The sequence below is a fragment of the Acinetobacter sp. WCHAc010034 genome, assembly GCF_001696615.3.
In the GTDB taxonomy this organism is placed as follows: domain Bacteria; phylum Pseudomonadota; class Gammaproteobacteria; order Pseudomonadales; family Moraxellaceae; genus Acinetobacter.
Genome location: NZ_CP032279.1, coordinates 155,658 through 167,839 on the forward strand (window position 1 = coordinate 155,658; position 12,182 = coordinate 167,839).

Genomic DNA, 12,182 nt, shown 5'->3' on the forward strand with positions numbered 1-12,182 from the left:
GATGATGAGATGCTTAATCTACGCTTTTTATTCAGATTTTTCGAGCAGATTAGGCGGTTTAAGGCATCTTAATCGTTATGCTTCAGCCAAGCATTTTTTATGAATGTGCAAATGAGCCTTAAAGCCCCGCGCTGCGCAATTGCCTGCCTCCAGTAAAAAAGGCCAATTCAGAATTTGAACCGGCCTTTGCTTGCATACCTGAATTTATAGCTTTCAGCTTTACAGCAGCGCATTGCCGTACAGCTCGCGCAGGTCTTTTTTCAGCATTTTTCCGGTGCCGCTGAGCGGAATGCTGTCGACAAAAATCACCTTGTCCGGAATCTGCCATTTCGCGATTTTATCGGCATAGTAGTCTAAAATTTCAGCATCAGACAGGTCGGCTTCAGGCTTCTTCACCGCAATCAGCACCGGGCGCTCATCCCATTTCGGATGCGCCGCGGCGATGACCGCAGCCATTGCGATTTTAGGATGCCCCATGGCTAAATTTTCCAGCTCAACCGAGGAAATCCATTCACCGCCGGACTTGATCAGGTCTTTGGAGCGGTCACTGATTTTTAAGAAGCCGTCTTCATTCAAGGTGGCAATGTCGCCAGTGTCAAACCAGCCGTCAGCGGTTAAGGCGGACTCCGCTTTGCCAAAATAATTGCTGATGATCCAATGGCCCTTGATTTGCAAATTGCCTGAAGTCCGGCCATCGCGCTCCAGCTCATGCGTGCCTTTTTCCGCATCGGTGATGCGCAGGTCAACGCCAAATGGCGGGCGGCCTTGCGACAGGCGGATCTGCAGCTGTTCTGCATCCGATAGATGCTGATGCTTGGCTTTGAACTGGCAGGCGGAGCCGAGCGGGCTGGTTTCCGTCATGCCCCAGGCATGAATGGTTTCACAGTCAAACTGTTCCTTAAAGGCTTTCAGCATGGCGGGCGGACAGGCAGAACCGCCAACCACATTGCGCTTCAAGCTTTCAAGCTTCGAGCCGGACTGCTGCGCTGCGTTAATCAGCCCCTGCCAGATGGTCGGCACGCCTAAAGCCACCGATACTTTGAAGGCGTCAATCATATTCGCCAGACTGGCGCCGTCCAGCCCCGGCCCCGGCAGCACCAAGGTGCAGCCGGTCATCGCCGCGGCATACGGCGTGCCCCATGCATTGACATGGAACATCGGCACAACCGGCAGCATGATATCGCGCGCGGAAACATTCAGTGAATCCGGCAGGCAGATGGCATAGCTGTGCAAAACGGTTGAACGGTGGCTGTACAGCACGCCCTTGGGATGGCCGGTTGTGCCTGAGGTGTAGCATAGAGAGCTGGCTGTCTGTTCATCAAATACTGGCCATTCAAAAGCCGCCGGCTGCTGCGCAATCAGCTCATCGTAAAATTGAACGTCCGGCAGCTGTTCCGCAACGGAGGCATCCGGCGCATCCAGGCAAATATAATGCTCAACGCTTTTCAGCATGGGCTTCACGGCTTTAATCAGCGGCAAAAAGGTTTTATCAAACAGCAGCGCTTTATCGGCCGCATCATTGATAATAAACACCAGCTGTTCCGGGAATAAGCGCGGGTTGATGGTGTGGCAGACCATGCCGCTGCCGGAAATCGCGTACCATGACTCCAGATGGCGGTGGTTATTCCATGCAATGGTTGCAATGCGGTCGCCGAACTGCGCGCCTAAGGCCTGCAAGGCATTGGCAAAGCGCTTGCTGTTTTCATGCACTTTGCCCCACGTGGTTTCGGTGATGCTTAAATCGGTATTTTTGGAAATCACCGGACTGTCTGCGTGATAGCGTCCCGCGTGTTCAATCATGCTGCTGATTAATAAAGGCTGAAACATCATATTGCCAAGCATCCTGTACTCCTTATGCTTTTTCTTCCATTCTTTTCAGCCAAACTGGCCATGTTCTCTGTCATTTTGTTATTGCGGATGTATAAAGCTGCATACATCAATGCTGTGTATCTGTTTTAACCTAGAACGGAGGCTTTTTCTACTGTTTTATTCAGCGCCAAAGCCACGCCTGCTGTCTGCGGCAAGGCTGGAAATACTTTCAAAAGGACAAAATTCGCGGTGCAAAAAAAACCGCTTAGCGCGCATGCTAAGCGGCAAAAAAAAGCGCGGCTGCAGCCATGCCGGACGGCGGCGTTCAGCCCATATTTATTTTGTCTGCATTGATGGCGACAATTACGCCAATGCAGAACAGTCCTGCATATAAGGCAAACCACAAGAGCATGTTTTTAAAAGCTTTATCAGAAAGGCTGCTGTCTGCGTATTTCGGGGCTTTGCTGTCCTGATTTTCCTGTTTCATCACATTCACCTGCTGGCTTTTAGGAGTCTGTGTTTATTATCTGAAAGGCATAGGGCAAACAGTAGATACAGAATTTAGCTAAAAAAATATAACAGATAAGGCCTGAATTGCCATAACTGTTATAGTTTTCAAGCAAAATATATTAATATAGCGCAGCTTATAGATACAGCTGGAATGCGCAGCGCATATGTATAAATCTGAACTGCTGGCGCAGAATATCCGCCAGCTCATTGAAAATGGCTCATGGCAAGCGCATGAAAAGCTGCCGTCATTGCGCGAGCAGACGCAGCTGTCAGGCTACAGCCTGATTACCGTGCTGAATGCCTATCAGGAGCTGGAAGCGCAAGGCCTGCTCTACGCGAAAGGCAAATCCGGCTATTATGTGGCCGAGCGGAATAAAGCCCTGCCTGCGCATGTTCCGGAAGTCAACCTGAATACCGCGGTGCAGATCAACTCGGCGGTTTTTCATTATTTGAAGTCAATGCAGACTGACGGCATTCTGCCTTTCGGCTCAGCCTTTCCCAATCCTGAACTGCTGTATAACCAGAAATTCATGCAGCTTCTGGCGCAGCACGCCAAGCGCAAGCACAGCTATTTGAACAATGACAATATGCCGCCCGGAAATCTGGCGCTGCGCAAAATCATCGCCAACCGCTATGTGCTGCAGGGAATGCAATGCACACCGGATGACATTGTCATTACATCCGGGGCTTTGGAAGCGCTGAATCTTTCCCTGCAGGCCTTGACCCAGCCCGGCGACTTTATCCTGCTGCAGCAAAGCGTATTTTACGGCGCATGGCAGGCCGCCGAACGCCTGGGGCTGCAGGTGATCAGCATTCCTGAACATCCGCAGCTGGGTTTTGATATTGAATCCTTTGAACAGGCGCTCAAACAGTACCCGATTAAAGTCTGCTGGCTGATGCTGAATGCGCAGAACCCGATTGGCTTTACCGTCAGCAATGCCATTAAGCAGCGCATTGCCGGGCTGCTGCATGAATATCAGGTGCATCTGATTGAAGATGATGTCTATCAGGAGCTCAATTACGGCGGGCAAAGGCCCTTGCCGATGACTTATTTTGATCAGCACCGCCGGGTGCTGCACTGTTCATCATTTTCTAAAACGCTGGGTATGGGCACGCGCATTGGCTGGGTGCATGCCGGGCCTTTTTCAGACGCGATTCAGCATCTGCAGCTGATGAGCACGCTGTCCGCCAGCCCCCTGATTCAAAATGCGCTGGTGGATTTCTTATCGCATCATCATTATGAAAAGCATTTGCGCCATTTGCGCAAGCAGCTGGAAAAGCATAAGAAAAAGTTTCATCAATTTTTAAAGCAGCATCTGCCCGCCGGAAGTGAAATTCATTACTACAGCAGCGGCTATTTCCTTTGGCTGAAACTGCCGGATCAGTGCGACAGCTTTGCGGTGCATCAGCAGATGCTGGCCGAAAAAATCGGCGTTGCGCCCAGCCTGCTGTTCCGTCCGGAAAATATTGCGCAGAATTTTATCCGCCTGAACTGCTCTTATGAATGGAATGCGGACATTGAAAGCGCCATGCTAAAATTATGCGCGTGCATTGCGGTGCAAAGAAAAAGCCTGACCGCATAAGCGGTCAGGCTTTAAATGGAGCTGATTAAGCGCTAGAAATTGTACTGCGCGACAGCGCTGATGCGGTTTTCTTCGCCGGTGGTGCTGCCGTTGACCGCCGCGCCGAATGCTTCACGCTCGCCGTAGACATATTCAAGGCCTAAGCTGACCGGCTTAACCGGGCTGTAAAATACGTTGGCCCACGCCTGCCATAAGTCTTTATTGATTTTAGTCTTATCTGCAAAGGCATTGACATAGGCGTCATTGTCATCCGCCTTCATATAGCCGTAGCCTGCCGTTCCGCGCCACTGCGGGCTGAACTGCTGGGTCAGGCCAATGGTGATCGAATCAAAGACATTAGTGGCAATAATGTCGTTATTGGCATTGGTCACGAAGCCCTGGTTGGTCCATAAGACAAAGCTGCTGTCGCCTTTGACATGATAATAGTCGGCTTTCAGCATGGTTTTATCACTGAGGTTCCATTTGGCGCCCAAACCCAGCCCCCATGCGGTTTGCGTGTCGGCATCGGTTTTTTTCTCAGTGCCCATAGCGCGCGCGCTGACCGCCAATGTATTGGAGAACTGATGATTCAGGCGCGCCGTCAGAGCCGGCAAGCGCAGCGTGGAGCTGCTGTCTTTCGGGTCTTCGGCAGCCAGCACCAGATTGGTTTCCGGGCTGAACTTATGGCTGTAGCGCACTTGCGGCGTGCGCTTGATGGAACCGCCGACATAACCGAAGGCGTCAATGGTTTCCGGCATATAGTCCGGCGGCGCAAAGTTAGACCAGGTTTGGCCCAGCAGCCAGCTGCCGTAGGTCAAATAGGCATGGCGGATGCGCAAGGCATCATTTGTGCCTAAAAAGTCCATTTCAATCTTGCCGCCGACATCGCCGGCCTGCGTCGCTGTTTTAAAGTCCAGGCCTAAGCGCGTGGCTGCCAGTGTTGATTTCAGCAGGTCTGAGCTGTCAGCGCTGCCGCCTAAAGGCACGGTGCTTATTTGGTTATACAGGCGCGATGCGCTGCCGCCTTTGGACTGATAGGATGCGTCCCCCCGGACATTGCCGTATAAGCTGAATTCCGCGCCGCCTTTGGTTTTCAGCGTGAGGCCCTCGGCTTTAATGGCCGGCTGCGGATTGGCTGCTGCCGCTTGCATGGCAGCGTTTGACTGCATCTGAATGGCATTCTGCCGCTGAGCGGACTGCAGCACCATTTCCTTCAGCGCTTTCACTTCCTGACGCAATTGCGCAATTTCAGCCTCCGTGGCAGATCCAGCAAAAGTCCATGCCGGAGCAGCAAATATGCAGGCGAATGCCAGCGGTTTGATTATATAGTTCATGTGTTGAGTGTTCATCCTGACCTCATTGCCGGGCTCGCGCCCTTTCCTTTCGCAAATTTTCAATTATTTTCGTGAATTATCCACAGTCCTTATGCGCTGCATAAGAACTGCAGGCTTATTTTAAAGTCCATTCAGCTGAGGGTTTTCTCCATGGCGCCGCTTTTTTCAATTGGCGCCTGATGCGCTTTCGCGCCCTCAACCGAAGCTTTTAGATTTACCATACATACTGCAATGGCTGCAATGGCGCCAGGAATCGCAATCGCAAGGAAGTTCATTTGATGAGGCAGTTCAAGCGTCAATAATGCTCCAGTTAAAACCGGCCCGACAATTGCGCCGATCCGGCCGATGCCTGATGCCCAGCCCATGCCGGTAGAGCGCACCGCAGCCGGATAGAACTGCGCAACAAAGGTATACAGCAGAATCTGTGAGCCAATGGTGGCAGCGCCTGCAACCGCAATTAAGCTGTACAGCACAAACTGCGGGCTGTTAAAGCCCAGCAGCACCAAAGCGATGGCGCCGACCGTAAACATAATGCTGAGCACCGGCTTCAAGTGGAACTTGTCCGCCAGCACGCCGCCGCCAATAGCGCCCGCCATGCCGCCGATATTCAGCGCGAACAGGAACAGCATGCTTGCGCCGAGTGAATAGCCGGCTTGAATCATCAATTTCGGCAGCCAGCTTCCCAAGGCGTAAACCATCAGCAGGCACATGAAGAAAGCTACCCAGAACATGGCGGTGCTGAAGGTGCGGCCTTGCTGAAATAAGGCTTTCAATGGCGCTTCATCGCCGGCCGCCGGCTCGTTCAGCTTAAACTGGGTTTGCGCGGATATCGGCTGTTCCGGTGCAATTTTCTGCACGATGCTCCGCACCTGTTCAGTCTGGCCTTTTTTGGTCAGGAACATCAGCGACTCCGGCAAAAACTTCCAAATCAGCGGCAGCGCAAGAAATGGAATGCCGGCAAGATAGAACATGATTTTCCAGCCGTAATCCGCCACCAGCCATGTGCCCAGCAAGGCTGAAGCCATGCCGCCAATGGCATAGCCGCTGAACATGAGCGCGACCAAAGTGCTGCGGCTGCGTTTCGGCGCGTATTCAGTCATCAGCGCAACGACGTTGGGCATTACGCCGCCTATGCCTAAGCCGGCTAAAAAGCGTAAAATTCCGAACTCGACAGGTGCAGACGCAAATGCACCCAAAAAGGTGAATCCGCTGAAGATCGCTACGCAAATCATGATGGTCTTTTTGCGGCCCAGCTTGTCAGACAGCGTGCCGAAAGACATTGCGCCGAACATCATGCCGAATAATGCGGTGCTGGCCAGCAGGCCGGCCTGAACTGCGGACAGCGCCCATTCCTGCATCAGCAGCGGCAATGCCACGCCATAAATCACTAAATCATAACCGTCAAAAATAATGATCATCAGGCACCAGATTAATACGCCCCAATGGAATGGCGTAAACTTGGCTTCATCAACAATTGAGTTGATATTGATCTGTTCTGTATTCACGGTGAGCCTCCTGCTTGTGAATGTTCCTAATTTTCAGAAACAATGAGGCAAAGGCTTTTTGATGTCCAAAACCGATTAGCTCTAAATTTATACCTTTAAAGTCGTTTTAAGAAAATTTTTAAGAAGAAACAACGAATTAAAAACAAAAACTGGAAAAGCGCGTCCCGCTGAAATCTCGCAGGATAGCCGCATGGCATGGACTGCCGGCAAAAAAGCAAACTCAAAATAAGGCTTTGAATCTGCTTCAGCTGCGCTTTTTATACGATGAATATGACGACTATAGCTAAAATTCTAAAGTCTGTATTACAGCACATAGCACTGAATTTTAGTCGAGTTAACTATTTCGGCAATTTTAACGATGATGCTTGCACTGCCTCATTTTTCTTTAAAAGTTTCAATGGCTTTGCGCAGGCAAGATTTTACTTTGGAAAGACCCAAAGATACCGTCTCAGAGGTCAAGAGGATTATTGAGAATTGGCGCAATAATTCTCCTGATAAGGCCGCTGGTGCTTGAGTACGCCATAACAAAGATGAATCAGCTTCCTCATTGCAGCGCCAACCGCCATCATCTTGGTTTTGCCATTGGCCAGCAGCCTGTCATTCATCCCCTTTATGTGGGGATTATGCCGGGTTGCGACAATCGCCGCCATATATAAGCCGGCCCGTATTTTCGACGGGCCGGCTTTGGATAGGCGGCTCCTGCCGTGAATGGAGCTGCCCGACTGCCTTTGAATGGGCACCAGGCCGGCAAAGGCCGCCGCCTGGCTCGCCCTTTCAAAAGCATGGCTGCGCAAGAAGCTGAGCATTAATAAACTGGTCCGGTCTGCAATGGCCGGAATGCTGCTGAGCAGCGCCTTGTCATTTTTTAAATCAGGATGCTGATCAATGTGGTCATCAATCTGCCGGTCGAGATCCTGAATATGCCTGCTTAACTGCTTAATATTCTTATGGATCGACTGAAGTACCGGTTCTATCGTGAAGGTAGACTCCGCTTTTTCCAAACGGTTTTCTTCACGCTGCAGATCTTCACCAAGCACAGCCCTTCGATCCAGCAAAGCATTCAGCAGTTGAATATGTCCAGGCAGAGGCTGCCAAAAATGCAGATCCGCAGTCATCGCAAACCGGGCCAGAACTTCACTGTCAGCCTTGTCTGTCTTATTCAGCCTGGACATGCTCTGAGCAAAATACCGGGCTCTGGCGGGATTCGCCACACAGACTTGAAAGCCTGCATCAAATAAATATCCAGCTAGGCGTTCATGATAGACAGAAGTGGCTTCCATTAAGGCAATGGCCTGCGCAGGGCCTGCAGCATGATGATTCAGCCAGGCCTGAAGCTGTTCAAAGCCTTTGGGCGTATTCGGAAAGGTTTTGGTTTTCTTTTTGCCTGCAGAATCTTCTAAAATCAGACAGCAGTCAATTTTAGCTTTTGCAATATCAATACCGAGATAAAACATAATCTTACCTGCCTTATTTATTCAATTATTTTTTTCAGCATAACCGCCGTCTTTTCTTGCGAATCCAGCATCGAGGTGCTTAGTTACCGTCCAGAGTTGTGCAGGCAGTCAGGGCAAACAGCAGGTTTTATCTTTGGGCCAAACTTTAAGTTTTAGTAAACAACCAAACTCTGCTGTTTGCGTATAGTGAGAGCTAATCACTATGTGAATTAAGATACAAGTAAGCAAAAGTCTTTTGTTGCCCATACACGGCGTCCTGAGCCAGTTTTAAGCACTGCTTTTAAACGCAGCGCAAGGATGGGCAACGTGCTGCATCCATGCCGCACACACGTATCCAAAGTTTATTTACTAGGAAGCTGAAAGCTAAGGTGATTTTTACGGAATCGTGTAAGCAAACTTAGCTAAATGACTAAGCTGCGCAGCGCTAGACAGGCGCACTTCAGGGCTAAATAACCGCCCTGTCATATGCAATTGCTTCCAAGTCATAGACTTGATAGATGCAGTCAAATAATGAACGGATATCATCGCTTTCATCCAGCGCGCGGATGGCGAGAAAAATTGGACTGACGGCGCCGTCATCCAGCAAAGGAATATAGTGCAAATGCGGCAGCTGAATGGTTTTGGCGCTGTCCGGCACAATGCAGATGCCTTCGCCGGCAGCCACAAGGCCCAGCGCCAGCTGGATTTCACGGACTTCTTTTAAGCTTTTCGGGTCCAAGCTGTATTCGGAAAACAGATGCCTGACCTGGGTGGAAAAATTCGGTTTGGGCTGGCTAGGGTATAAAAATAGGTTTTCATCAACAATATCGGCCAAATAAACGCCTTGATGCTGCTGCGCAAAGGGGTGGCTGGCATGCACCGCCACCAGCAGCGGCTCTTCCCGCAATAACACGCGGCGCACGGCCGGGTCTGAAATGCGTAGGCGCCCAAAGCCGACATCAATCCGCCCTTCCTTTAAGGCCTGAATTTGGTCTTTGGTGCTCATTTCCACCAGTTCAATTTTCAAATTCGGGTGCTGCTGGCGGAATAAATACACAATTTTAGGCAGCAGGCCGTACAGCAGCGAGCCGACAAAACCCATGGTTACGGTTTTTTCGACCAGGCCGATGCGCTGCGTCATGGCTTTGATCTCTTCGGCATTAGACAAAAGTTTAACGGCGTGCTGATAAAAGAACTGTCCCGCTTCCGTCGTTTTCAGCGGCCGGCTGCCGCGCTCAAACAGCTGTATGCCAAGTTCCGCTTCAAGGTTCTGAATTTGCCGGCTTAAAGGCGGCTGGGCGATGAAAAGGCGCTCAGCTGCCTTGGTAAAGCTCTGCTCTTCTACCACGGCTGCGTAATAACGGAGGTGTCTAAGTTCCATGGCTTCAATACCTTTTAGATATATAAAAATGCGAATTTGATCTTCGACAGTCAAATACTATTCTTTTAAGGTATATCACAAGAGACACATTAGGCAAGACCAAGAAGAGTTCAAGATGTATAAATCAGTTGAAACTTTGCTCGTCGAAATTCCGACCATCCGCCCGCACAAAATGGCTGTGGCGACCATGCAGACTCAAACTCTCGTCTTAGTAAAAATCACCGCTGAAGATGGGCTGACCGGCTGGGGCGAAGCTACCACGATTGGCGGCTTGGGCTACGGCGAAGAAAGCCCTGAAAGTGTAAAGACTAATATTGAAACTTATTTTGCGCCACTGCTGAAATCTTTAAAAGGCCTGAATGTTGCGCAAACCATGCAGGCCATTAAGCGCAATATCAACGGCAACCGCTTCGCCAAATGCGCGGTTCAAACTGCGCTGCTGGACATTCAGGCCAAGCGCTTAGGCCAGCCTTTAAGCGAGGTATTAGGCGGCCGCCTGCAGAACAGCATTCCGGTGCTGTGGGTGCTGGCTTCCGGCGATACTGGCAAAGACATTGCAGAAGCGCAGAAAATGATTGCGGCTCAGCGCCACAATATTTTCAAGCTGAAAATCGGCTCACGCGCCGTAGAAGCTGACGTAGAACATGTGCTGGCAATCAAGCAGGCGCTGGGCAAGGACATTTCAATCCGCGTGGATGTCAACCGCGCCTGGTCAGAGCTGGAAGCAGTTAAAGGCATTAGCCTTCTGCAGAATGGCGGCGTGGATCTGATTGAACAGCCTTGCGCAATTGACAATATTGACGCCATGGAGCGCCTGACCCGCAAGTTTGATATCGCCATTATGGCGGATGAATCGCTGATGGGGCCGCACAGCGCGTATCACTTGGCGAAGCGCAATGCCGCCTCAGTTTTTGCGGTCAAAATTGCGCAGTCCGGCGGCCTGATTGAAGGCTGCGAAGTGGGCAAAATTGCCAAGCTGGCGGGCATTGACCTGTACGGCGGCACCATGCTGGAAGGCCCGGTCGGCACCATTGCTTCCGCGCACGCCTTTTCAACCTTTGAAAGCCTGGCTTACGGTACGGAATTATTCGGCCCATTGCTGCTGACTGAAGAAATTTTAAAGACCCCGCTTCAATACCGGAACTTTGAACTGGCTGTTCCCCAACAGGCCGGCCTAGGCATTGAACTGGATGAAGACAAACTTGACAACTTGCGCCGCAGCTGAGCAGGCCGAAATAAGGAGCTTCACATGCTTTTCCAAGTCCGCATGGATGTAAATATTCCACTCGATATGCCGGCAGAAAAAGCCAATGAAATTAAGGCTATTGAAAAGGCCTATTCACAGGATTTGCAGCGTCAGGGCAAATGGCGCCACATCTGGCGCATTACCGGGCAGTATTCCAACATCAGCATTTTTGATGTGGCCAGCAACGAAGAGCTGCACAGCATTCTGCAGGGCCTGCCGCTGTATCCCTACATGAACATCGAAGTGATGGCGCTGAACCGCCACCCGTCATCTGTCCGTGAAGATGACAGCTGATTTTGAACGCTTTTGATGCTGCCGGAGAGCGCCGGCAGCATCAAAAAAAAACAGCATTCCAAGGGCAATTAAACAAGGACCGTGGCAGCCAATTTTCTCTGCAGAGCAAAGAGAAAGCCAGCCACCAAAATGAAAGCATACTTAAGGAGCAATAGTATGAACCGTCAGCAAATTGATGCACTGGTCAAAACCATGAATGTGGACACCGCAACCGGCCCGGTTGATGCGCGTGTGCAGCAGATCACCGTCCGCTTATTGGGCGATTTATTTCAGGCGATTGAAGACCTTGATATTTCACAAAGCGAACTGTGGAAAGGCCTTGAATACTTTACCGATGCCGGACAGGCCAATGAACTGGGCCTTTTGGCCGCAGGACTGGGCTTAGAGCATTATTTGGATTTGCGCGCCGATGAAGCCGATGCCAAAGCCGGCATTACAGGCGGCACGCCGCGCACGATTGAAGGCCCGCTGTATGTTGCAGGCGCGCCTGAATCAACCGGTTTTGCGCGCATGGATGACGGCGCGGAAGAAGGCAAAATTCCGACATTATTCATTGAAGGCACGATTACCGATACTGACGGCAGCATCATTGAAGGCGCGAAAGTTGAAGTTTGGCATGCCAACAGCCTAGGCAACTACTCGTTCTTTGATAAGTCGCAGTCTGAGTTCAATTTGCGCCGCACCATCCTGTCAGATCAGGACGGCAAATATGTTGCGCAAACCACCATGCCGGTTGGCTACGGCTGCCCGCCGCAAGGCACCACGCAGTTTGTCCTGAACAAGCTGGGCCGTCACGGCAACCGCCCTTCCCATGTGCATTATTTCGTTTCTGCGCCGGGCTACCGCAAACTGACTACGCAATTCAACATTGAAGGCGACAAATACCTTTGGGATGACTTTGCGTTTGCAACCCGTGACGGCCTTGTAGCTACAGCAGCTGACGTCACCGATGAAGCTGAAATTGCCCGCCGCGGCCTAAGCCAGCCATTCAAGCACATCAGCTTCAATGTTGAACTGGTGAAAGAGCAGCAGGCTGCGCCAAGCACCGAAGTTGACCGCCGCCGCGCAAGTGCTTAATCAACCAATGGAACTGAAATGCATGCCCCGC

The 12,182-nt window shown here is 51.0% G+C and carries 11 protein-coding genes; 5 read left to right on the forward strand and 6 right to left on the reverse strand.

The annotated features are described in order from the left end of the window. Positions 1–219 precede the first annotated feature (219 nt). Together BEN74_RS02075 and BEN74_RS19215 are read right to left on the reverse strand one after the other, a co-directional pair. Positions 220–1,842, reverse strand: coding sequence for a long-chain-fatty-acid--CoA ligase (locus BEN74_RS02075; protein ID WP_068909980.1), 1,623 nt, complete (start codon positions 1,840–1,842; stop codon positions 220–222). 292 nt (positions 1,843–2,134) lie between these two features. Next, a complete protein-coding gene (locus tag BEN74_RS19215) occupies positions 2,135–2,296 on the reverse strand; it encodes a hypothetical protein (protein ID WP_162898119.1) in 162 nt (53 codons plus the stop codon). A gap of 187 nt (positions 2,297–2,483) precedes the next feature. Between BEN74_RS19215 and BEN74_RS02080 the strand changes: the two genes are divergently transcribed. Further along, positions 2,484–3,902 carry a PLP-dependent aminotransferase family protein gene (locus BEN74_RS02080; RefSeq protein WP_068909977.1) on the forward strand — a complete coding sequence of 473 codons (1,419 nt, stop codon included), beginning with the start codon at positions 2,484–2,486 and terminating at the stop codon, positions 3,900–3,902. A 32-nt stretch (positions 3,903–3,934) separates the two neighbouring features. Here BEN74_RS02080 and BEN74_RS02085 read toward each other — a convergent pair whose 3' ends face one another. From BEN74_RS02085 to BEN74_RS02105, 4 genes are all read right to left on the reverse strand, one after another. Continuing rightward, positions 3,935–5,215 (reverse strand): DcaP family trimeric outer membrane transporter, encoded by a 1,281-nt coding sequence (locus BEN74_RS02085; protein WP_228200380.1) that lies wholly within the window; start codon positions 5,213–5,215, stop codon positions 3,935–3,937. Positions 5,216–5,346: 131 nt separating this feature from the next. Continuing rightward, positions 5,347–6,720: an MFS transporter gene (locus BEN74_RS02090; protein WP_068909973.1), complete on the reverse strand. Its 1,374-nt coding sequence runs from the start codon at positions 6,718–6,720 to the stop codon at positions 5,347–5,349. Between the two features lie 464 nt (positions 6,721–7,184). Further along, positions 7,185–8,174, reverse strand: a complete 990-nt coding sequence (locus BEN74_RS02100; RefSeq protein ID WP_119285020.1) for an IS110 family transposase — start codon at positions 8,172–8,174, stop codon at positions 7,185–7,187. A 445-nt stretch (positions 8,175–8,619) separates the two neighbouring features. Next, a complete protein-coding gene (locus BEN74_RS02105; RefSeq protein WP_068911495.1) occupies positions 8,620–9,534 on the reverse strand; it encodes a LysR family transcriptional regulator in 915 nt (304 codons plus the stop codon). Positions 9,535–9,649: 115 nt separating this feature from the next. Here BEN74_RS02105 and BEN74_RS02110 point away from each other — a divergent pair, with 115 nt between their 5' ends. The 4 genes from BEN74_RS02110 to catA are packed head-to-tail and all read left to right on the forward strand — an operon-like array spanning position 9,650 to position 12,151. After that, positions 9,650–10,759: a muconate/chloromuconate family cycloisomerase gene (locus tag BEN74_RS02110; RefSeq protein ID WP_068911497.1), complete on the forward strand. Its 1,110-nt coding sequence runs from the start codon at positions 9,650–9,652 to the stop codon at positions 10,757–10,759. Between the two features lie 24 nt (positions 10,760–10,783). Beyond that, entirely contained in the window at positions 10,784–11,074 is a 291-nt protein-coding gene (gene catC / locus BEN74_RS02115) for a muconolactone Delta-isomerase (protein ID WP_068911499.1), read from the forward strand. A 2-nt stretch (positions 11,075–11,076) separates the two neighbouring features. Continuing rightward, positions 11,077–11,229, forward strand: coding sequence for a hypothetical protein (locus BEN74_RS19220; protein ID WP_162898120.1), 153 nt, complete (start codon positions 11,077–11,079; stop codon positions 11,227–11,229). Position 11,230: 1 nt separating this feature from the next. Further along, positions 11,231–12,151, forward strand: a complete 921-nt coding sequence (gene catA, locus BEN74_RS02120) for a catechol 1,2-dioxygenase (protein ID WP_068911501.1) — start codon at positions 11,231–11,233, stop codon at positions 12,149–12,151. The last annotated feature ends 31 nt before the right edge of the window (positions 12,152–12,182 follow it).

Excerpts from the sequence above, each read along its gene's own strand:
- BEN74_RS02085 (WP_228200380.1), bottom strand. The coding sequence starts at position 5,215 with ATGAACTATATAATCAAACCGCTGGCATTCGCCTGCATATTTGCTGCT.
- catA (WP_068911501.1), top strand. The coding sequence starts at position 11,231 with ATGAACCGTCAGCAAATTGATGCACTGGTCAAAACCATGAATGTGGAC.
- BEN74_RS02105 (WP_068911495.1), bottom strand. The coding sequence starts at position 9,534 with ATGGAACTTAGACACCTCCGTTATTACGCAGCCGTGGTAGAAGAGCAG.
- BEN74_RS02110 (WP_068911497.1), top strand. The coding sequence starts at position 9,650 with ATGTATAAATCAGTTGAAACTTTGCTCGTCGAAATTCCGACCATCCGC.
- catC (WP_068911499.1), top strand. The coding sequence starts at position 10,784 with ATGCTTTTCCAAGTCCGCATGGATGTAAATATTCCACTCGATATGCCG.
- BEN74_RS02075 (WP_068909980.1), bottom strand. The coding sequence starts at position 1,842 with ATGCTTGGCAATATGATGTTTCAGCCTTTATTAATCAGCAGCATGATT.
- BEN74_RS02080 (WP_068909977.1), top strand. The coding sequence starts at position 2,484 with ATGTATAAATCTGAACTGCTGGCGCAGAATATCCGCCAGCTCATTGAA.
- BEN74_RS19215 (WP_162898119.1), bottom strand. The coding sequence starts at position 2,296 with ATGAAACAGGAAAATCAGGACAGCAAAGCCCCGAAATACGCAGACAGC.
- BEN74_RS02100 (WP_119285020.1), bottom strand. The coding sequence starts at position 8,174 with ATGTTTTATCTCGGTATTGATATTGCAAAAGCTAAAATTGACTGCTGT.